Genomic DNA, 20,625 nt, shown 5'->3' with positions numbered 1-20,625 from the left:
TTCCGCCGCACTTTCCGATCCTCCCCGCAGCCTTCAGTACTGCGAACTGGGCCCGAAGGGTCGCGGCGGGAAGTGCACGGTGCGCGCGGCCGGGCGGTCGTAGGCGTGGCGCAGGTAGATCAGGAAGCGGTTGGGCGCGTAATCTGGCGAGCGGTCCAGCTCGGCCACCCCACCCAGGAAGGTGCGCGCGCTCAGTTGGTATTCGGACGAGAGGGCCAACGAGCGCCCCGTGCCCCGACTCGGGCCGCCGTCGTGGAAGGCGTTGATGCCTGCAGCAACCGCGTCGTCCTGCAAGTTCGCGTCGGTTGGGTAATAAGGCGCGCGCGCCATCGTCGACCAGGAGGTGGACACCGAGGCCCGCGCCAGCCAGGACCACCGTTGCGTACGCTCGCCATAACTCACGGGCAGCGCCAGCGAGCGGTAGCGCCGCGGGCTGTAGTAGCCGCCATGGCCATAGGTGTACTCGCCATTGTTTTCAGAGAAATGCCAGACCATGCCGGTCAGGCCGAACTGCAGCAGGCGGTCGTCTTCGTTGATGACACGCACCTGAGCACCCGCCATCAGCTGCAGGCGGTCGTTGTCCAGGACGTCGCGCCCGCTGAGCCGGTGCAGCCCCAGGGAGGACCAGGCGCCGTAACGGCCCCCCTCGTCCAGGCTCAGGCCCAGGCGCACGCCTGTCGCCTGCACGCCGCCCCAGGTGCGACCGGTGCGCGGGTCGCGCGCGCCGGCATAGGACAAGACGCTGCCGGTCACCGGGCGACGCGACAGGTCGAACGAATAACCGAAAGGGCCGAGATCACCCTTGTGCAGGATGCCGCCCACCCAACCCTGGACCGGAAAACCGATGGGCGTGGTGCCCAGGTCATAGCGTGTGGCGCCGCGCTCCAGGCCCACATTCAGGGCGAGGCCCTCGACCTGCCGTGGCGAGGCACTGTCGCAGTCGGCCTGCGCGGCGCACAGGGCCGCGCTGCCGAACTGCTGCCGGTCATAAGCGTTGGCTCGCGACCAGTCGAAGCGCCCCGCGTCCAGCCGCACCAGATCGGCCCGCAGAGCCCAACGGCCTTCCTCGCGCTCGGGGAACAGCCATTCCATGGGCAGCTCCGTCGCCTCGTAGCGCGACACGCCCGCCGTGCCTGAGCGCGCGCGGTGGTCGATGCCGGCCGACAACCAGGTGGTGTCGCGGTCCAGCAGCTCCTTCAAGCTGCGGTCATCCCCAGCGCTGTTCGCCGGGTCGGCCGCGAGTGCGCGCCGCTGGTAGTCGATGGCCAGGCCCATGCGCCCTTCTTCGCGCGCCAGTCGCGCCGCGTAAGCCAGGATGCGCGCGTGCGATGGATCCGGCTGTTCGGCCAGCCGCGCCTGGATCACATGCCAGGCGCGTTGCGTGTCGCCCAAGGCAAGCAGGGCGGCGACGAGGTCGGCGGCCTGGTCGGGCGTGGCCTCTTGAATCTGGTCGAGTTGTGCGTCGATCAGCACGCGTGCCTCCGCATGGCGACCGCCGGCCACCAGCAGCTCGATCAAACCCAGCACGGCTTCGCGGTGATCGGGGTCGTCGCGCAACAAGGCGCGGTAGTCGGCCTCGGCGCGCGCGGGGTCCAGCCGAGCCTCGCGGGCGATGCGGCGCAACTGCAGGCGGCGCTGCAACTCCCGGATGCTGGCATCGCGCCGCGCCGGGGCGATGCCGTCCAGCGTGGCCAGGGCCGCGCTGTCCCGTTCCAGACCGGACTGGTACAGCGCGTAGGCATGCAGCGCGCCCGCGCGGTCCGCTTCGTCCAGGGGGCGCGAGACGCGCGAGAGCAAGGCGGTGAACAGCGCGTCGCCCTGATCCGGGTCACCGCGCGCGGCATACAGGCGCGCCAGCCGCAGGCGCAGCCAGGGATCGTCGGCATCGTCGCGCGCGGCCCGTTCCAACAGCCGCAAGGCTTCGTCGTCGCGACCCTGGGCCAAGGCCTGGGCCGCCTGCTCTTGACGGAGGGAGGCACGGCCTGCCGCCACGCTGGCCAGCAAGTCGTCTTGGGGGCGGTCCAGTCGGCTCAGCAGGACCCGCGCATCGCGCTCGCGGCCCTGGCGCAAGTACAGCCTCACCAGCGCCTCGGTCGTGCCCGCATGGTCGGGCATGTGTGCCAGCGCCAGCTTCAAGTGCCGTTCCGCGTCCGCGTCGCGCCCCTGGGCCAGCGCCCTGTCCGCCTGTTCCCGATAAAGGTCGGCGCGGACCGACGCCACGGTGGCCCGCAGCGCTTGCGGATGATCCAAGCTGCTGAGCAGGACCCTCACATCCCGCTCGCGACCCTGACGCAAGTACAGCGCAACCAGCGCCTCGGTCGCCCCCGCATGGTCTGGCGTCAGTGCCAAGGCCTGCTTCCAGTGCCGTTCGGCATCCGAGTCACGGCCCTGAGCAGCGCGCAAGCGTCCCAGCAGCACCCAGGCGGCAGGCTCGGCCGGGTCGATGGCGATCGCCTCGTTCAGGCGGGCCTCGGCCCGCGCGTCGTCGCGCACATCGAAAGCATCCCCCCCCTCACGCATGGCGCCCCAGTAGCGGGACACCGCCAGCAACTCGCCCCAGCGGCTGTTGGCCGGGTCGCGGGCCTGAGCCCTGCGGAACTGCACCTGGGCCTCGGCATGCCGTCCTTGGCGCATGCGCAACAGGCCCAAGCCGCCCAGCACCTCGGCGTCGTTCGGCCGCGCCGCCAAGGAGCGCAACAACAAGACCTCGGCCTGCTCACGCCGGGTCGGGTCGTCCTGTTCCAACAGGGCCAGGCCGGCACGGCCCGCGCGGTACGCCGGGTCGGCTTGCAGGGCGCGCTCACGTGCGATCGTCGCGCGCAAACCCGCCAGATGCGCCTGCACCGTGCTGTCCGGCACTTTTTCCTGGGCCAGATAGGTTTCGATCAGCGCCAGGCTGGCGGGCTGCGGCGGCAGGCGCAGCATGGCGCTGCGCCAAGCCGTGCGCGCGGGGCGTTCCAACTGTGGGTCCTGGCTCAGATCGCGCAGCACCTGCAGAGCGGCGGCATCGTCGGGCTGGCGCGTGGTGACATGCTCGGCCCAGGCCAGCCGGTAGCGCGGCGTGTCGGGGTAGGTGGCCATCAGTTCTTGCAGGCCGGTCAAGGCTGGCTCCCAGCCCTGCTCGGTGGCGGCCACGATCTGCCAGTACTCGAGCGCGAGATCGCCGGTGGGCGGCCCCACGGGGTAGATCTGGCGCAGCAGTGCCAGGGCCGGTTCAGGCTGCCCCTCGCGCGCCCAGGCCCGCGCCTGCGCCAGCTTGGATTGGTCCGCGCCCTCCAGTCGGAACAAGGTATCGAGCCGGGCGATGTCTGGATGCAGGGGCTGCAGGGCGCGCAACCGCGCCAGCGACAGGCGCGCCGCTTCGGGCTGCCCAGCGCGCAACTCGATGTAGCTCAGTTGGGCATGGGCGTCTGGATCGTTGGGCGCGACGCGCAGCAACTTGGCCAGCGCCTCGCGCGCCCGGTCATCGCGGCCGCGTTCCTGCCAGAGCTTGACCTGCGCGAGCAGGGCTTCTTGCGCCGCTGGGCTGTCGTCGCCCGGGGCCGCACGCGCCGCTTCGCCGGCCGCGCCGCACAAGAAAGCGAGCAGGAGGGCCCCAATGCGCGCGCGTTGGCTCAGGGCGCGACGCATGACCAGCGAGGCAACAAGGCGCCGTCGGGCGCGAAACGGTACAACCCTTCGAACCAGCCCAGTCCGAACAAGGCGAGCACCTGGTCGTAGTAGTTGTCACGGCCCGCAAACACCGGCCCCAGGGGCGGACGCGACAGACGCTGACGCTGGGCCTCGGCGGCCTGCGCCTGCCCCATAGCCTGCAGCAGGGGCAACAGCGCCGCCGAGAAACCGGCCGGGCCAGCACCTTCCACCCGCCCCTTGCTCGTGTCCACCCGCAAGGGCGGCTCCCCAGTGGTGACGAGCTGCCGCACCATGGGCGCGAATGCGTCCAGCAAGGTGCCCCGGGCCGGGTCGGCCTCGTGCATCATGCCGACCCACAGGTAGACACGGATGGCGTCGTAACTGCCCACGCCCTGCGTGCGCGGGTCGGCGGCGAAGCCCCCGGCGCGGTGCAGCACCCAGTCCGGCGCGTAGCCGCGCGGCGCGGACCCGAGCAGGACGGCCAGGGCGCTGTCCATGACCCGAGGCCATGCGGTATCGGGGTACAGCCGCGCCAGACGGCGCAGCAGTTGCGGCGGCACATAGCTCGGGTTCAGCCGGTAGCTGCCGGCCTCGGTGCCCGAACCGGGCGCGAAGCCCCGCGGCCCGGGCAAGAGCGTGGGCCCCAGCGGAGCGATGTCCGCCACCTCCTCGCGCAGCACGCGCGCGCCCAGAGCCTGGGCCAGCTGGGCGTAACGCGGCTCGCCCCAGAGGCGGGCCGCCTCGCCCAGGGCGTACACGATCCAGAGGTCGGCGTCGGAAGCGGCGTTGTCGTCGATCACGCCCCAGCTGACCTGCCCCGCCGCGTCCACGCGCCGCCCCCACAACCAGGCCGGCAGGCGCGCGGCCAGATCGCCGGCTGCCAGGTTGTCCTGGGTCCAGCGCAGCAGGCGGTCAAAGGTTGGACGGTCGTTCGCGACCAGGGCAAAGAACAGGCCATAGGACTGACCTTCGGAAACGGTCTGCTGCCGGGGCGTGGACGCGTCGATGACACGGCCATCCGCACTGATGAAGTGGTCCCGGAAAACCGCCCAGGCGGGCCAATGCGCGTCGGCCGGGGCTGACAGCGGCGTGGCGGTCCGCGGCGTCACCGGGCAGGCCGTGGCCATGGTGCCTGGGTCGGCCACGGCCGCACCGGGCAGCGCTACCTGGGCTGCGCACCACAGCAATACCATGAAGGACCCGCGCCGCTTCATGCCCGAGCGCGCCCCCGACGCAAGCGCAGGGCCAGCCACAGTTTCCACAAAAGCAGCAGGCCCGTGGCGGCCAAGCCCAGCAGAAGCAGGCCCAACAGCGTGGGGTGCTCCCACAACCAATGGCCCATGACCATCCAGAACGGCAGCACGCCGATGGTGTAGGTCGGCCCGACCGCGATGCTCTCGACCTTCACGGCATCACGCCCCGTGATCCCATCCCTCAAGCTGCGCACGAGGACTACGCTGCCGTGCATGGCACCAGCCTGGGTCTCCAACGCGTCCAGCAGCTTGGGCAGGTCGCGGGTTTCGCCCGCCGTCACGGCCACCACGCTGCGACCGGATGTCAAGGGAGATTCAAAGCCCAGCAACGCGGCCAGGGGGCCAGTGCCTTCGATGTGTTCCTGCGTCGCGGCGGCCGGCTCGCGCGGCAGGCCCAAGCCGCCGTACAAGGCCGAGACCGGGCGCGCTGGCTGGCTGACGCGGCGCTGCGTGCCCATGACCATGGCAGGCAAGTGTGTGCTCCAGTCCTGCAGCAGTCGCTGGCCGGGTGCAGCGCCGATCAGCAACAGGTCGCGGTCCCGCACCGTGGCCACCTGCTGCGGCCCCACCACCGCGACCCGCGTGGCCGGGTAACCTGTGGATTCGCCCATGCGGCCCAGCAAGGTGAGCAGGGTTTCGATGTCTTCGCGGCCCGGCTGCTCGGGCATCACCACCGCCGTCTGGGACAGGTCTGCGTAGCGGGTGAAGGGGAAGCCCAGGGAGGCAAAATGGCTGAGTTGCGGCAGCTCGGCGTAATGCGGGTAACCCGAAAAGTCGATCGTCGAGTCGGGGTCGATCGCACCACGCGCGTTGTCCACGGCAGGGTTTTCGCAGTCACCGCCGCGGTGCGTGGCGAAGGAATAGGCGTACTGCAGCTGGCTGCGCGGCGCGAGCTGGAAGGGCGAGACCATCACGCGCTGGCGCTCGACGGCCAGGCCCCGGTCCATCAAGGGTGGGGCCCAGGATCGGTCCGCGCTGCGGCCGGGCTCGGAGGCGCGCAGGTTGAAGGCCTGCACCAGTGCATCGTTCAGGCTCATGGTCATGCGCGATTCGCTGGCGCGCACGGGCGGTGTGTAGCGGAACTTCAGGTCCACCGGCACGCCCCGGCTTTTCCAGGTGTAGAGGTCGGGCGGGATGCGCAGGTCCACCCGGATGTGGTCGGGCTGGCGGCCCGCCGCCTGCAACTGCTGCGGCGCCTGCACCAGTTCACCAAAGGTCGTGGGGCGGTCCATGCGCACCCAGTTGGGTGCGTCGTAAGGCGTGCGCGTGCCGGGCGCAGGACTGGCCTGCACGGCCACTTGCGAACCCGACAGCCCGGTGGCGCCGCGCACCAGCGCATCGGCGGCGACCCGCAGGTCCTCGCCATCACGACCGCTGACGAGCAGCAGGCGCGACCACCCATCACCCGGATTGCTCTGCATGCTCAGGCCCGGCCCGTTGTAAGGCGGCTGCTGCGCCAGCCAGGCCGGGCGCTCGCTGTTGGTCGCGAAGACCAGCGCGTGCCCCGGGGGCGGCGCGCCATCCACGCCGTCCAAATGGGCCGTGAAGCGCGCACCGCGCCAGGCCGCCAGTTGCCCAAACCACGAGGCCGTGATGCCTGCGGCGCGCAGCGTGTCGGCGGACGGCTGCGCGGCGAACACAAAGGGCAGATTCAGCCGCCCCAGATCGCGCGGATCAAAGAAGGGCTCGGGCAGCGTGGCCAGGTTGTCGCGCAGCTCGATCGGGCGCACGGTCAGCTCCAATTCGCTGGCGCCGCTGACGTCGGCCCAGAGGCTGCTGTGCGTGGTGAGCTCGCAGTTTTGCGCGTAGTGGCCGACGAACTGCAGGGTCAGGCGGTTGAAGTCGACGATGAAACGCGGGTCGATCGGGACTTCTTGCGTCACGGGCTGACCGGCCTGGGCGGCCGTGAAAGACAAAGTGGTCATCAGCTCGTCGTTGAGCAGCACCTTGATGTGCGAATGCTCGGGAATCAAGGAGGGCGAATAGGCGTAGCGCAGGCGCAGCACGGCGCGCGTGACCAGCTCGTCGGCGCGCAGGCCGAAGTTGATGTCGGCCCGGCCTTCGGTGGTGCGCAGGCGGAAAGCGGTCTGGTTGCCCAGCTGGCCCAGGTTCAGGCGACGCACCTGGGTCGGTGGCGAGGACCTGGCTGCGCTAACCGCCGCCGGTGTGCCGGTCGGCGCGAGCAGGGCGGTGCTGGTGGCGCCAGATGCCGCCGCCACGACGGTCTGTGGCCAGGCGGGCACCGGGGTCAGCAGTGGCGCGGTGGCAAGCACGGTGAGCGCTGCAGCGCGCCCGATGGGCCGCAAGTTGGCGTAGGTCGATCGTTTCATGCAAATTCTTTGGGCTGAGGGGCGCCGCCCCGGGCGGGCGCCGGGCGGGGCTCGAGAGACTGCGGCGTGATGGGCCCGGGCATGCGCGGCAAGAAACTGCCGAGGCCCTCGGTGACGGCACGGATGGCGCGCGTGAGCGGCGCCGTGTGGGGAGAAACATGTTCGGCGACGCGCAGGTAGCCGTCCACACCGGTGCGCAGCACCTGGCGCAAGCCGGCCAGGGGGCGGTCCCGCCGCCGCCCCTCGGACCAAGTCAGCCAGGCATCCGCGCGTCCAAAGGTGCACTGCACCAGGGCCATCCGCTGCTCGGCGCTTTCCAAGGTCCAGCGCAGGCGCAGACGGGTGGCCGAGCTGCCGACCACCTGGGCTGGGAAGACATGTTCCTCCTCGCCGCGCCACAAGGACACCTGCACCGCCACCTGGACCGCCAAGCCCTGTTCGACCGGCACGGCGAGGGACAGGCCACCCTCGGAGAAATCCTCGGTCTCGCAACGCAGCAGCAGACCGTCGGGCCGGCGCAGCACGGCAGGCAATCGCATCTCCACGCGATGGGCGCGCCGCACTTGGCGGGTTTCGGATGCCACCGACATGGCCGCGCCCAGCAGCAGCACGTTGTAGCCCACCCAGAACAGGTTCAGCAGCGTGGTCGGGATCTCGTCCGCCGGTCCCCAGAACAGGCGCCAGAGACCAAAACCCAGCCCCAGCAGATTCAGGCCGATGATGACGAGGTAGGGCAGCGAGATGCGCCAGTCGAAGTAGTCGCGCTCGACCAGGCCGCCCTTGCCCGTGACGTTGAACTGGCCCTGGCGCGGGTCGATCAGGGCAGCCAGGGTGGGGCGCCAGATGTACCAGGCCAGCACGGTCTCGTAGACCTCGGCCCAGAAGGAATGGCGGTGCGCGCCCTGGATGCGCGAATTGGTGAGGTTGGCGTGCGCCATGTGCGGCAGCACATAAAGCAGCACGGCGATGGCCGGCGCGTAGATCACGTAGGCGTGAAACAGCAGGAAGGCCAGCGGCGCGGTCAGGAAGATCAGACGCGGCCCGCCGTTGAGGAAGTGCAGCATGGCGTTGCCGTAGCAGATGCGCTGCATCCAGCTCAGGCCCTTGCCCAGAAAGGGGTTGTCGATGCGGAAGATCTGCGCCATGCCGCGCGCCCAGCGCACGCGCTGGCCGATGTGGGCGGACAGGCTCTCTGTGGCCAGCCCCGCCGCCTGCGGCACATTGACGTAAGCCGTGTTGTAGCCCCGGCGCTGGAGCTTGAGCGCGGTGTGGGCGTCTTCCGTCACCGTCTCGACCGCGATGCCGCCCACCTCCAACAAGGGCTCGCGTTTGAGCACCGCGCAGGAGCCACAGAAGAAGGCGGCGTTCCACAGGTCGTTGCCGTCCTGGATCACGCCGTAGAACAGCTCGCCTTCGTTGGGCATGCTGCGAAACAGGCCCAGGTTGCGCTCGAAGGGATCGGGTGAAAAGAAGTGATGCGGCGTCTGCACCAAGGCCAGCTTGGGGTCGCGCAGGAACCAACCCATGGTGGCCTGCAGGAAGGAGCGCACCGGAATGTGGTCGCAATCGAAGATGGCGATGTACTCGCCCTCTGTGCGGGTCAGCGCGTGGTTGAGATTGCCCGCCTTGGCGTGCTTGTTGTCGGGGCGCACGATGTAGCCCACGCCGGCCTGCTCGGCGAACTGGCGAAAGGCCTCGCGGCGGCCGTCGTCGAGCAGCCAGACCTTGATCTTGTCGCGCGGCCAGTCGAGCCCCAGGGCCGCGTGGACCGTGGGCATGACCACGCTCAGCGGCTCGTTGTAGGTCGGGATGTACACGTCCACCGTGGGCCAGTCGCGCGTGTCCTTGGGCAGGGGCGCGGGCTTGCGCTTCAAGGGCCATGCCGATTGGGCGTAGCCCAGCAGCAGGATGATCCAGGTGTAGACCTCGGCCGCCAGCAGCAGCAGACCCCAGACCAGGTCCAGGCTCTCCTGCCAGTTCAGCGTCTCCGTAAAGCGCCACCAGAGGTAGCGCGAGGAGGCGGTGAGCGACAGCACGATCAGCAGCAGCGTCCCCACCGAACCCGGCACCTGCCGCACCAGCATGGCGATGGCCCACAGCAGGGTGACAAAGACCAGTTGGGCCAGGGTGTTGAACGGGGTCGTCACGCACAGCAAGGCCAGCACGGCGGCCAGGGCGTAAGCGAGGTAACGGATCAGCGGACGATCCCAGAGACCATGCGCGGCGAGGGACAAGGACATGGCGCCGGAACGCGCCTGCAGCCGCCGCAAGTCGGATCGCGCGGGCTGCAGCGACGCCAAAGCGCGACGCAGCCAGGCAGTGGCCGCCCGCGCGGGTCGGCGCACCGCAGCGCCGAGCAAAGCCCCAGCCGCTCGGGGCCGTTGCTGGGGCGATACCCGCACCAAGAGCAACCACAGCACTTGCAGGGGCACGCGCAGCAGGTCGCCCAGGCGCGGGCGACGCAGGTTCACGTGGGGAAAGCAGGCCGCGAGCGCATCGCGCCAGCCGGCCACGGTCGTCAGCGGGGCCTGGCGAAACAGCAGGGACAGCAGTTGGTCATGCCAGGCCAGACCAGGGGGCAGGCCAGCCGCGCGCGCCAGGCGCCGCAGGAGGGACGACAAGGCGGCGGCCGGTTTGATCACGCGCGTTGTTCCGGGGCCGGCGCCAGCGCCTGGCCCCCCTGCATGCCCTGAACGATCTGCCCGAGCCGCGCCAGCGTCCACGTCCCCAGCGCGGCATGGTCGTGGGCGGCCTGGCTGCGCGGCGCGAAGTCGAACACCGTCTGCTTGCAGGCCAGGGCCTCTCGCAAGGACTCGTCACGGTGCACGAGGACTGGCGAGAAGACCGGCTTGTACTGCGTGCGCAACAGCAGGGCAATGTCGCGGTCGAGCTGACGCGCGGGGTCGAAGCCGTTGAGCACGATGACCACCTCGGGCGAGGCGCGCCCGCCGAAGCCTTGGTGGCGCGCGCGGTCCACGAAGCGGGTGGCGTGGGCGTAGGACAAGGTGTCCGGCGCGCACAGCATCAGCACAAGATCGGCGGCGGCCAACACCTGGTCTCGCCAGGCCGAGGGCCCGGCGGGCGCATCACAGACCACGACCGCGCCGTCCTCGAACTGCAACTCACCCAGACGGTCGCGCAGCCAGCCCGGGCGTTCCCCCAGCCACTGGGCCAGGCCCGCGAGCGCGCGGCCCTCGTCCAGCGTCCCAAATGGCAGGAAATGCCGCCCCTGGCTGTCACGCCAGGCGGCGGTCTGCCAGTCCTGGCCGTCCAGCACGTGCCGGGCCCAGCCCCCCTCTTCCGCCCAAGCCATGCCGAAATGCAGGCGCAAGGCATTGGCCGGACAGACATCGAGCGCCAGGGCCGTGCGCGGCTGCGCGGCGAGGGCGGACGCCAGATGCGCCACGGTGGTGGTGGCACCCGCGCCACCGGTGGCACCCAGGACTGCGACGACCCTCACACGCGGCTTCGCTCTCTGCCTTCACTGGCCGTTCGGCCGGGCGGACAGGTTTTCGACTTCGGCCAGCAAGGGCCAGCGGGCGGCCGCGACCCGGGCGGCTTCTTCGCGCACCAACTCACGGTAGTGGTGGGAGCGCGTCGCCGCGCCCACATGCGCGTAGAGCTGGTTCACATCGTTTCCCGGAGCGCCGCTTGCACTGAGGGGGTCGGAATATCGAGTCGGAACAGCCATCGGGAAACAGGAAACCAAGCAGGGAAAACCCGATTATGTTACAAATCAAGCAATGGTTGTAACAATAAATCCCCATTCCAGACACGGTCTGCGCATCGGACATCTGGCGCCCGTGCTGAATTTGGAGCAGGGAAAGTTGTACGCCATCGCCGCGGAGGACGACGGGGCAGCAGCAGCCCTGCTCTGGCACACCCTGCTGGACGCCTCGGCACAGGAGCGGCCGGCCAGCCTGATTTCAGCGCCCGGCATTGCCGAGAACCTCGCACAAACCCGGCTGTGGCAACGCGTTCAGAACGCCCTGTCCCACAAAACCCTCACGGTGTTTGAAATGGAGCCCGCGCCACGCGCAACCCTTCCGCCCTCGTCGGCGGAACAACAGGTCCGCGTGCGCCGCGTGGCGCACGACTTGGCGCACCAGGCGCGGCGTGGCGGCCAGACGCCCGGCTTGCTGGTCATCAACGGCGCCGAAACCCTGTTCCCCGCGCTGGACGAGGCCACGCTGCGGTTCTGGCGCGCGCACGCCGAACAGGCCGATTGCGCCGTGGTCCTGCTGTTTCGCGAACACGCCCGCGCGCTGGCCGCACTGAGGCCGCTGGTCGCGGCCTTTGCCGGCCTGATCGAACTCAAAAGCCGCCACGGCGCGACCACATTGGGCATTTTTCACTGGTTCCACCCGGAAGGCCTGCGGATGGACCGCAGCGTGCCGCTGCGCCTCGACGCCCAGGGCATGCTGCAAGCCGAGGAAGCGGGCCCCGACAGGCCAGGCCGCGAGCTGGCGCCCAGCACTGCGCTGGCCCCCGCCGCCGACGAAACACAGTTCATCGCCATGCGCTCGGTCTTCGCGCCGCAGGAGAAAGCCCCCTCGGGCTGGCGCATCACCGACGACGACCCGGGCCTGCTGCAGGCGCTGGGGGTGGAGGCGGTGGCCGCGACCTTCGTGCTGGCCTTCACGCCTGCCACTGACTTCGACGCGTGGGCGCGCTGCATTTTCGACCTGCGCAAGCGCGGCGGACCGCGGGTCAAGATCCTGGTGCGCGAGGTCGGCTCGCGCCTGCGCTACAACCAGGAGACGCTGGCCGTGCGGCTGGGCGCCAACCTGGTGGTGCCGGCCGAACTCAGCACCACGCGTTTTCTCAGCCTGAGCACCATGGTGCAAGGCCAGGTCTTCCCGCACAGCCTGCCCTCGAGCTACGAACAAGCACTGCAACAAGCCATGCCCGAGCAGGAGCGTGGCTACCTGCCACCGGCCGAATTCACGCGCGCGGTGCGCACCGCGCTGGCCCAGAGCCGGGTGCTGGGCGTGCAGGTGGCGCTGCTGCGCCTGCCCTTGGCCTACGGCCTGCTGCCCCTGGACGCCCTGCGCTACTGCAAGATCAAGCGCGCGGGCGACCTCTGCTGCGCCGATCAAGCCAGCATCTACCTCTTCCTCTATGCCTGTCGTGAGAACGACGTGGACGCCACCCTGGGCCGCCTCTTCACCCTGCCCGTGGGTGAGCTCTTCACCGGCGACGACCGCCTGCTCTCGGCGCGCGCCATCGAGGACGCGCTGCGGGAGCTGGACACCCGTCACACCAGCGCTCGTTTCCCCGACCTGGGCGGCGAACTGGCGCGCCTGATGGACACGCCCATGACCTGGGCCGGGCAGCCCGCTCCCCAGAATGGGACCGCGCGGCCCGAAACCACCGCCGCGCCAGGGTCGCACCCCAGGTCGAACTACACGGCACGCGACATGGCCCGCTATCCGGCGCCGCCCCCGGCCGTGCCGGCCCCGCTGGCCCTGCGCACCGCGCCCCGCGCCGAGTCCGAGTCCGAGTCCGAGTCCGAGTCCGAGTCCGAGTCCGAGTCCGCCGCCAGCACCCAGCCTCCAGCTTCCCCCGTACATCCATGACCTTCACAGTTGCCCTGCTGATCTTCGCCCTGGGCGTGCTGATCGGCCACCATCTGCACCGCCCCCTGGGTGCGCTGAGAACCCTGCTGCGCCGCCGTCGCTACCAGTGGGAGGTGCTGCGCCCGTGGACACCCGGCCCGCGCAGCCCAGGGGCCAAGCCCAAGGCCCTGCCCCCTGCTGCTGCACGAACCCCGAACCAGCACGCCCACCCATCGCGCGGTGCCCAGCCCCATGATTGAACCGCCCCGTACCGGCCCGGCCCCGGTGGCGCACGGTCCCGCGTCCCCTGCAGCGTCGATCCAGCTCGGCGGCTGGAGTTTCTATTTCATCGCCAAGTTTCTGCTCCACGGACGCGGGCTGATCGACTTCCACGCGCTCGAAAACCTGGCCTTTGCCGCCGCGCTGCTGGCGCCCCTGCCACCGGCCTGGCGGCGGCTGCGCCTGGTGCTGGCCGTGCCGGTGGCGGTGGCGTTGCTCTACCACGAGTCCTGGCTGCCGCCCTTTTCCCGGCTGTGGTCGCAGGCCACCTTGCTCACGGATTTCAGCGCCGACTACCTGCTGGAACTGGCCGGGCGCTTCGTGAACGTGGAAGTGGTCGCCCTGCTGGTGCTGGCCTGGGCGGCGCAGCACATCGTGTCGCGCTACATCCGGGTGGGCGTGCTGGTCACCGCCGCCCTGCTCGTCCTTGCGGTCATGCCATACACCCAGATGCTGGCAAAGGGCCCTTCATTGGCCAGTGCGGGCGCCCTGCCCGCCACCACGGCGCAGCGCGATCAGGGACCGGATGCCCTGCTGCGTGACTTCTACGCGGCCGAGGCGCGCCGTGTCGTGTCGTTGCCAGACTTGGCAGCCAGGGGTGAGGCCCCGCCCTTCGACCTCGTGTTCCTGCATGTCTGCTCCCTGTCCTGGGACGATCTGCAGTTCAGCGGGCTGGACGGGCATCCGCTGTGGTCCCGCTTCGACGCGCTGTTCACCCGTTTCAATTCAGCGGCGTCCTATAGCGGGCCCTCGGCCATCCGCATCCATCGCGCGCTGTGCGGGCAGACGCCCCACCAAGGCCTGTACGACACCGCTGCGGACAGCTGTTATCTGTTCCCGAACCTGAAGCGCGCCGGTTTCACGCCCGAGCTGGCGCTGAACCACGATGGGCATTTCGATGACTTCCTGTCGGTGCTGCGCCGGCAGGGGCTGAACGCGCCACCGCTACCCTTGGAAGGCACGCCCGTCCCGCAACGTGGCTTCGACGACTCCCCCATCCACGACGATCTCGCCGTGCTCGCGCGCTGGCTGGACGGACGCACGCACCGCGACCCGGATCAGAGCACGCAGGCACGCGCGGCGCTCTACTACAACACCATCAGCCTGCACGATGGCAACAAGCTGAGCACCGGCGCTCGGCTGGACGCCGCAGCCAGCTACCGCCTGCGCGCGGGCAAGCTGTTCGACGACATCAACGCCTTCCTGAACCTGCTGGAGCAGAGCGGACGACGGGTCATCGTGGTGCTCACGCCCGAGCACGGCGCCGCGCTACGCGGCGACCGCTACCAGATCGCCGGGCTGCGGGACATGCCGACGCCGCAGATCACCAACGTGCCCGTGGGCGTGAAGGTCATCGGCGCGCGCCGCGAAGACGCGGCCTTGCGCATCGACCAGCCCAGCAGCTACTTGGGCCTGTCGCAATTGCTGGCCCAACTGATCGCCACGCCGCCCTACCCAGCGCAGCAGGACGCGTCCGCTGCCGCGTCGGCGGGATTCCGCATGGCCGACTACGCTCGGCAACTGCCCGCCACCCACTACGTGGCCGACAACGACGGCACGGTGATGCTGGCCTTGCCCGACGCGGGCAGTGACACGGGTGCCGGCCACTACCTGGTCCAGCGCAAAGGCCAAAGCTGGCAGGACTATGCGCCTTGATCGGGTCCTGTTCGGCCTGCGGCTCTGGCCTTGCTGGGCCGCGCTGGCGCTGTCGGCGGTCTTGGCCCCGTCGGCGCGGGCCGAACTGAACGCATCGAATCAGCCCACCGCACCCCCCACGGAGCGGACCCGCCTGGTCAGCTTCGCCCCCCCGAACGGGCAAGCCACGCTGCGACTGCGCCCGAGCCAGCCCGCGCCACCCTGGTTCTTTGGTCTGCGCGCCGACGAACAGGTGACGCGGGCCACGTTGCGACTGAGTCACAGCTTCTCACCGGGGCTCACCCCCGGGCGCGCGCAAATCCGGGTGCTGCTCAATGGCCAGGTGGTCGCCACGCTGCCGATGCCCAGGGCACCAGCACCGGATGGCCAAGGCCGGCCGGGTGGCGTCACGCGCGAGATCCCGCTGGCCCCCTCGGCCCTGGGCCGCTACAACCAGCTGCGTCTGGAACTGCTGGGCCAGGAAGCGGCCACCGACACCTGCCCCGCGCCAAGCGCCACCGCACCGGCCGACGCAACGTGGGTGGACATCGCCTCCGACAGCAGACTCAGCCTGACCGTGCGGCCCCAAGCCGTCGAGAAAGACCTGGCGCTGCTGCCCGAGCCCTTTTTCGACCCCGCCGACACGATGCCGCCCCGCCTGCCCTTTGTGTTCGCGGCTACCCCCACGGACGCGGCGCTGCGGGCCGCAGGCATGGCCGCGTCCTGGCTGGGCGTGCTGGCCGACTGGCGCAAACCACGCTTTCCCGTCCACCTCGACACCCTGCCCCCGGGCCATGCCCTGGTGTTCGCCACCAACACCGAAAGCCCAGCTTTCCTGGCCGCGCCTGGCCTGGCCCAGCCGCCCTTTACCGGTCCTGAGTTGCGCCTGCTCGACCATCCGCGTGATCCCACGGCCAGGCTGCTGCTGATCGGTGGACGGGATGGTGCAGAACTCGTGCGCGCGGCCCAGGCGCTGGTGCTGGGCACCGCCGGCCTGTCCGGTGCACAAGCCCGCGTGCTCACCGCATCCCCGGCCCCGCCGCGCCTGCCCTATGACGCACCCAACTGGGTCCGACTGGACCGGCCGATGCGCTTCGGTGAATTGATCACCTCCGCCGGGCAGTTGCAGGTCAGCGGCCAGGCACCGCCACCAGTCAGCATCAGCTTGCGCATCCCACCCGATCTCTTCACCTGGCGCAGCCCTGGGGTGCCGGTGGACCTGAAGCTGCGCTACACCCCGCCCAACGCGCAGGCCACGGCGGCGGGCGGCCAGGCGCGCGTGACCATGCGCATCAACGGCGAAGCGGTGCAGACGATGGCGCTGAGCCCCAGCGGCCGGGGCGGGGCGGCGGCGCGCGTGGTGCTGCCCCTGCTGGACACCGGCCTGTTGAGCGACAGCCGCGAAGTGCTGATCCCGGCCTTCAAGCTCGGCAGTCGCAACCAGCTCGACTATGTGTTCGAGTTCGGCGCGCCGACGGACCCGGCCTGCGGCGAGACGCGGCCGGACAGCCTGCGCGCCATGATCGACGCCGACTCGCGCATCGATTTTTCGGGGCACCCCCATTACGCGGAGATGCCGCATCTGGGATATTTCGCGACCTCGGGCTTTCCTTTCACCATCCACGCCGACCTGGCGCAGACCGTGGCGCTGCTGCCGCAAGCGCCCGCCGTGCCGGAAATCGAGGTGCTGCTCGCGCTGCTGGCGCGCATGGGCGCAAGCACGGGTTACCCCGCCACGCGCTTGCAGATTGCACGCGGTGAGATCCAAGGCGAACCGGCCGCGCTGCAGGGGCGCGACCTGCTGATGGTCGGCGCGCCCGACCGCCTGCCCTTGCTGCACACCTGGCGCGACGCCTGGCAAGCCACCCTGGACGACCACGGGACCACGGAGGCGGCCTTGCTGGGTTTCGAGTCACCCTTGACGCCAGGGCGCAGCGTGGTGGCCGTGACGGCATTCAAGCCCGAGCACTACACGCAGGTGCTGGACCTGCTGGACCAGGACGCGGCCATCTACACGCTGCACGGCGGTGCGGTGCTGTTGCCGGGCAAGCAAGGCGCCGCGGCCCACAGTGTGCCGGCCCGCCACGGCTACACGACGGGTCAACTGCCTTTCTGGACGGCCATCTGGTATCCGCTGTCGGGTCACCCCGTACTGCTGGCACTGATGGCCGTGCTGGCCGTTCTGGTGCTGGCCTTCGCGCTCTGGCGCAGCCTGAAAGCCACCGCCGAACGCCGGCTGGGCGAGCCGGGCGGCTGAACGTCCTGTGACGGACGATCCGTGCTTGGCTGGGCACTCAACGCTTGAAGGCGACCACACGCTGGGTCTGCATGCCCAGGCCTTCGATGCCCAGCGTCATCACATCCCCGGGCTGCAGGAAGCGCTGGGGCTTCATGCCCATGCCCACGCCGGGCGGCGTGCCGGTGATGATCACGTCGCCGGGCGTGAGCGTCGTGTACTCGCTCAGGTGGCTGACGATCTTGGCCACGCTGAAAATCATGGTGCGCGTGTTGCCGGTCTGCATGCGCTGGCCGTTCACATCCAGCCACATGGCCAGCTTCTGCGGGTTTGGAATCTCGTCTTTTGTCACCAGCCAGGGCCCGAGCGGACCGAAGGTGTCACAGCCCTTGCCCTTGTCCCACTGGCCGCCGCGCTCCAGCTGGAAGGCGCGTTCGCTCACGTCATTGGCCAGCACATAACCCGCCACATGGTCCAGCGCGGCCTTCTGCGTGACGTGGCGCGCGGTCCTGCCGATGACCACGCCCAGCTCCACCTCCCAGTCACCCTTCTGGCTGCCCTTGGGCAGCATCACGTCGTCGTCCGGCCCCTGGATGCAGCTGATGGCCTTGGTGAACACGATGGGTTCGGCCGGAATGGGCATGCCCGCTTCCTTGGCGTGGTCGCTGTAGTTCAGGCCGATGGCGATGAACTTGGGCGTGCCGGCCACCGGAGCGCCGAGTCGGACCTTGCCTCGCACCAGGGGCAGCTTGTCTGCGTTCAGTTTTTGCAGCTTGGCCAGCGCGGCGTCTGACAGCTGGGTCGGACCGATATCCGGTACCACGCCGGCCAGCGAGCGCAGCCGGCCCTCGGCATCGATCAGGCCGGGTTTTTCCAGGCCGGGCTTGCCGTAACGAACGAGTTTCATGGCGGGTCTCCTCTTGCTTTTCTCTCTGTGCTGGGGTGCTTGCGAACAGGCACCACCCCGCACCACAAACAGTGCCCTGCCCCAACCCAGCGGGCAGCGCCTCAGCGCAGCATCTGGGCCAGGCTGTCGTCCAGGAATTCCGTGGGCGGGCGGCGAAAGCCCGAGCGGGCAAAGCGCTGCAGGCGACCCACCACAAAGGCCGTGAGCACCGAGGCCTGCACCTGGGCGTCGGCCGAGGGTGTGGACGCATCGGCCGCCGCGCCGAAGCGCAGGCCTTGCTTGAGCAGGGTTTCGATCTTGTCGAAGAACTGGTTCATGCGCTGCTGCAGGCGCTCGTTCTCGTAGACCAGGGCGTCGCCGACCATCACGCGCACCATGCCGGGGTTCTTCTCGGCGAACTGCAACAGCATGGTCACGACCGCGGCGGCCTGGCGCAGGCCAGCGCTCGGGTCAGTCGCCTGGGATTCGCGCTCGGCGATCTGGTTGGCCAGCGTGAACACGGACTGCTCGATGAACTCGATCAAGCCCTCGAACATCTGGGCCTTGCTGGCGAAATGGCGGTACAGCGCCGCCTCGCTCACCTCCAGCCGGGCCGCCAGGGCCGCGGTGGTGATGCGCTCTGCGCCGGGCTGCTCCAGCATGGCGGCCAGCGCCTGCAGGATCTGGATGCGCCGCTCACCCGGCTTGGGGCGCTTGCGGGCCGGGGCGGCCTCCGTCCCGGCCTCGACTTCGGGGGCGTCCGTGGCGGGAGATTCGGCGGCGGAGGGAAGGTCGGCGTCGGACATTCGGTACGGGGAATCAGTGTTGAGCGGGTACGGGCCATTGTCCAACATTCGGCCGCGGAGATTCCGGATGGGAAGGAATCACCATCCGGCAGGCACTCAGTGGGAACGGATCATGGTGCCGTAGGCATCACCCGTCAGGATTTCCAGCAGCATGGCATGCGGCACCCGGCCGTCGATGATGTGCACGGCGTTCACACCGCTGCGGGCCGCGTCCACCGCGCCCGCGATCTTCGGGATCATGCCGCCCGAGATGGTGCCATCGGCCGTCAGTTCATCGATGCGCTTCATGGTCAGTTCGGTCAGAAGCTGGCCCTGCTTGTCCAGCACCCCGGGGATGTTGGACAACATGAGCAATTTCTCGGCCTGCAACACCATGGCCAGCCTGGCGGCTACCACGTCGGCATTGATGTTGTAGCTCTCATTGGCCTCGCCAAAACCGATGGGGCTGACCACCGGGATGAACTGGTCGTCCTGCAAGGCCTTGACCACCGACGGGTCGATGGCCGTGATGTCGCCAACCTGGCCCAGTTCGGGATTCAAGGTCTTCGCGCGGATCATGCCGCCGTCGCGCCCCGTCAGGCCCACGGCCTTGCCGCCGGCCTGGTTGATCAGGCCCACGATGTCCTGCTGCACCTCACCGGCCAGCACCCATTCCACGACCTCCATGGTCTCGGCGTCGGTCACGCGCATGCCCTGGACAAACTCACCCTTCTTGCCCAGGCGCTTCAGGGCCGTCTCGATTTGCGGCCCGCCGCCGTGCACCACCACGGGGTTGATGCCCACCAGCTTGAGCAGAACCACATCCTCTGCGAACGCCTTCTGCAGCGCTGGCTCCGTCATCGCGTTGCCGCCATACTTGATGACCATGGTCTTGCCATGGAACTGGCGGATGTAGGGCAAGGCCTGGGCCAGGATGGCGGCTTTGGCGTGGGAGGAGGCGGGGGAGTTCTGGGCGTCGGTCACGGCAGCAAACGCAAGGAGGGAGGACGAGCAAATTGTGCCGCAAGTTGCGGGGGACTTCCCCATGTAGCTTGCATCACCAGTCAGAACCGGTCGGATGATCACCCGTGAAGCTGACTAACGGTCCACAGAATCTTGTTCGGAATTGTCTTCGTCCTCGGTTCGCGTCTTGCGCAGCACCAATTGCCTGGGTACCTTGAACAGCACGATACGGCGGTAGAGCCAGACATAGCTCACGGCGAACAGCAGCACGAAGCCGATCAGGATGGGGGTCGAACGCCAGAACAACATGGCCGGAAAAATCGCCAGGGAAGACAGCACCCAGAGGTAGGGCGAGGTCAAGGCGTTGCGGTTGTTGCGGTCCACCACCTCGACGCTCCCCACGGCCCAGCGCACCAAACGTTTGTAAACCAGCATGTGCAGGTGAACGCCGTCGGGTTGCCCAGGAGACATGCCGCGCAGTACCTTCTTACGGTAAATAGAAAACAGCGTCTCGAACACCGGGTAGATCATCAACAGCATGGGAAACCAGGGCGAGACTTCTGGGTTGCGCAGCACCAGCAAGACCGACAGCTCCCCGGCCATGAAACCCAGAAAATAGGCCCCCCCATCGCCCAAGAAGATGAGGCCGCGCGGGTAATTCCAGACCAGGAAGCCGAACAATGCACCGATCAGGGCCGCGCAGGTGGTCCACAGCAACGTGTCCCCCAACAGGAAGGCCACATACCCCAAAGCGCCGAAGATCATCAGACAGAACACCCCCGCAAGGCCGTGAAAGCCATCGATGATGTTGACGGCGTTGGCCACGCCCCCGATGGCCACCATGGTCAGCAGCAAGGACAAAGGCCACCAACTCAGCGCATAGTCCACCCACTGATCCACAAGTGGAACGTCCAATCGGTTCAGTTCCGCTCCCAGCAGCACATAGCCCAGCACGGCGGACACCATGGTCAAACCCAGACGCCAGAACACGGAGACCTTCTTGGTCAAGTCCTCCACCAGCCCTCCGGCAAAGGCCGGCAGCCCCGCAAGCAGGAGCAGCACCACGC

The 20,625-nt window shown here is 69.1% G+C and carries 14 protein-coding genes; 4 read left to right on the top strand and 10 right to left on the bottom strand.

The features are described from left to right. Positions 1-33 precede the first annotated feature (33 nt). The 6 genes from AZ34_RS04225 to bcsR are packed head-to-tail and all read right to left on the bottom strand — an operon-like array spanning position 34 to position 10,847. On the bottom strand, positions 34-3,630 hold the full coding sequence (locus tag AZ34_RS04225) for a cellulose synthase subunit BcsC-related outer membrane protein (protein WP_035605141.1): 3,597 nt from the start codon (positions 3,628-3,630) through the stop codon (positions 34-36). Further along, on the bottom strand, positions 3,615-4,826 hold the full coding sequence (gene bcsZ, locus AZ34_RS04220) for a cellulose synthase complex periplasmic endoglucanase BcsZ (protein ID WP_231495456.1): 1,212 nt from the start codon (positions 4,824-4,826) through the stop codon (positions 3,615-3,617). The genes AZ34_RS04225 and bcsZ overlap by 16 nt, the downstream gene beginning before the upstream one ends. A gap of 17 nt (positions 4,827-4,843) precedes the next feature. Further along, positions 4,844-7,216, bottom strand: a complete 2,373-nt coding sequence (gene bcsB, locus AZ34_RS04215) for a cellulose biosynthesis cyclic di-GMP-binding regulatory protein BcsB (RefSeq protein ID WP_035605138.1) — start codon at positions 7,214-7,216, stop codon at positions 4,844-4,846. Continuing rightward, on the bottom strand, positions 7,213-9,858 hold the full coding sequence (gene bcsA, locus AZ34_RS04210; protein WP_197026497.1) for a UDP-forming cellulose synthase catalytic subunit: 2,646 nt from the start codon (positions 9,856-9,858) through the stop codon (positions 7,213-7,215). The genes bcsB (AZ34_RS04215) and bcsA overlap by 4 nt, the downstream gene beginning before the upstream one ends. Then, on the bottom strand, positions 9,855-10,676 hold the full coding sequence (bcsQ, locus tag AZ34_RS04205) for a cellulose biosynthesis protein BcsQ (RefSeq protein WP_035605132.1): 822 nt from the start codon (positions 10,674-10,676) through the stop codon (positions 9,855-9,857). Before bcsQ ends, bcsA begins: the two co-directional genes overlap by 4 nt. Before the next feature lie 21 nt (positions 10,677-10,697). Beyond that, positions 10,698-10,847: a BcsR/BcsP family cellulose biosynthesis protein gene (gene bcsR / locus AZ34_RS18200; protein WP_197026496.1), complete on the bottom strand. Its 150-nt coding sequence runs from the start codon at positions 10,845-10,847 to the stop codon at positions 10,698-10,700. Between the two features lie 112 nt (positions 10,848-10,959). On the opposite strand from bcsR, the gene bcsE reads away from it, so the two are divergent. From bcsE to bcsB (AZ34_RS04185), 4 genes are read left to right on the top strand one after another with little or no spacing between them, the layout of a single operon-like run. Then, on the top strand, positions 10,960-12,795 hold the full coding sequence (gene bcsE / locus AZ34_RS04200; RefSeq protein ID WP_081767080.1) for a cellulose biosynthesis protein BcsE: 1,836 nt from the start codon (positions 10,960-10,962) through the stop codon (positions 12,793-12,795). Then, positions 12,792-13,034, top strand: coding sequence for a hypothetical protein (locus AZ34_RS04195; RefSeq protein ID WP_035605126.1), 243 nt, complete (start codon positions 12,792-12,794; stop codon positions 13,032-13,034). The genes bcsE and AZ34_RS04195 overlap by 4 nt, the downstream gene beginning before the upstream one ends. Then, a complete protein-coding gene (bcsG, locus tag AZ34_RS04190) occupies positions 13,027-14,709 on the top strand; it encodes a cellulose biosynthesis protein BcsG (RefSeq protein WP_081767079.1) in 1,683 nt (560 codons plus the stop codon). The genes AZ34_RS04195 and bcsG overlap by 8 nt, the downstream gene beginning before the upstream one ends. Continuing rightward, positions 14,699-16,945 carry a cellulose biosynthesis cyclic di-GMP-binding regulatory protein BcsB gene (gene bcsB / locus AZ34_RS04185; protein ID WP_035605123.1) on the top strand — a complete coding sequence of 749 codons (2,247 nt, stop codon included), beginning with the start codon at positions 14,699-14,701 and terminating at the stop codon, positions 16,943-16,945. The genes bcsG and bcsB (AZ34_RS04185) overlap by 11 nt, the downstream gene beginning before the upstream one ends. Before the next feature lie 37 nt (positions 16,946-16,982). On the opposite strand, the gene AZ34_RS04180 is transcribed toward bcsB (AZ34_RS04185), so the two are convergent. From AZ34_RS04180 to AZ34_RS04165, 4 genes are all read right to left on the bottom strand, one after another. Further along, on the bottom strand, positions 16,983-17,831 hold the full coding sequence (locus AZ34_RS04180; protein ID WP_035605121.1) for a fumarylacetoacetate hydrolase family protein: 849 nt from the start codon (positions 17,829-17,831) through the stop codon (positions 16,983-16,985). Positions 17,832-17,932: 101 nt separating this feature from the next. After that, the gene (slmA, locus tag AZ34_RS04175) at positions 17,933-18,616 is read right to left on the bottom strand and encodes a nucleoid occlusion factor SlmA (protein ID WP_035605118.1); all 684 of its coding nucleotides are present in this window, start codon (positions 18,614-18,616) and stop codon (positions 17,933-17,935) included. 96 nt (positions 18,617-18,712) lie between these two features. After that, a complete protein-coding gene (gene argB / locus AZ34_RS04170; protein ID WP_035605115.1) occupies positions 18,713-19,579 on the bottom strand; it encodes an acetylglutamate kinase in 867 nt (288 codons plus the stop codon). Positions 19,580-19,693: 114 nt separating this feature from the next. Next, a partial coding sequence (locus tag AZ34_RS04165; RefSeq protein WP_051509523.1) for an MraY family glycosyltransferase occupies positions 19,694-20,625 on the bottom strand: 932 nt, incomplete at its 5' end.

The sequence above is a fragment of the Hylemonella gracilis str. Niagara R genome (genome assembly GCF_000600295.1).
Classification (GTDB): Bacteria; Pseudomonadota; Gammaproteobacteria; order Burkholderiales; family Burkholderiaceae_C; genus Hylemonella; species Hylemonella gracilis_A.
This window is presented reverse-complemented; position numbering and strand designations above follow the sequence as displayed.

Bases quoted from the DNA above. Each gene is read 5' to 3' on its own strand.
- AZ34_RS04225 (WP_035605141.1), bottom strand. From the start codon at position 3,630: ATGCGTCGCGCCCTGAGCCAACGCGCGCGCATTGGGGCCCTCCTGCTC.
- bcsZ (WP_231495456.1), bottom strand. From the start codon at position 4,826: ATGGTATTGCTGTGGTGCGCAGCCCAGGTAGCGCTGCCCGGTGCGGCC.
- bcsB (WP_035605138.1), bottom strand. From the start codon at position 7,216: ATGAAACGATCGACCTACGCCAACTTGCGGCCCATCGGGCGCGCTGCA.
- bcsE (WP_081767080.1), top strand. From the start codon at position 10,960: ATGGTTGTAACAATAAATCCCCATTCCAGACACGGTCTGCGCATCGGA.
- AZ34_RS04195 (WP_035605126.1), top strand. From the start codon at position 12,792: ATGACCTTCACAGTTGCCCTGCTGATCTTCGCCCTGGGCGTGCTGATC.
- bcsG (WP_081767079.1), top strand. From the start codon at position 13,027: ATGATTGAACCGCCCCGTACCGGCCCGGCCCCGGTGGCGCACGGTCCC.
- bcsB (WP_035605123.1), top strand. From the start codon at position 14,699: ATGCGCCTTGATCGGGTCCTGTTCGGCCTGCGGCTCTGGCCTTGCTGG.
- AZ34_RS04180 (WP_035605121.1), bottom strand. From the start codon at position 17,831: ATGAAACTCGTTCGTTACGGCAAGCCCGGCCTGGAAAAACCCGGCCTG.
- slmA (WP_035605118.1), bottom strand. From the start codon at position 18,616: ATGTCCGACGCCGACCTTCCCTCCGCCGCCGAATCTCCCGCCACGGAC.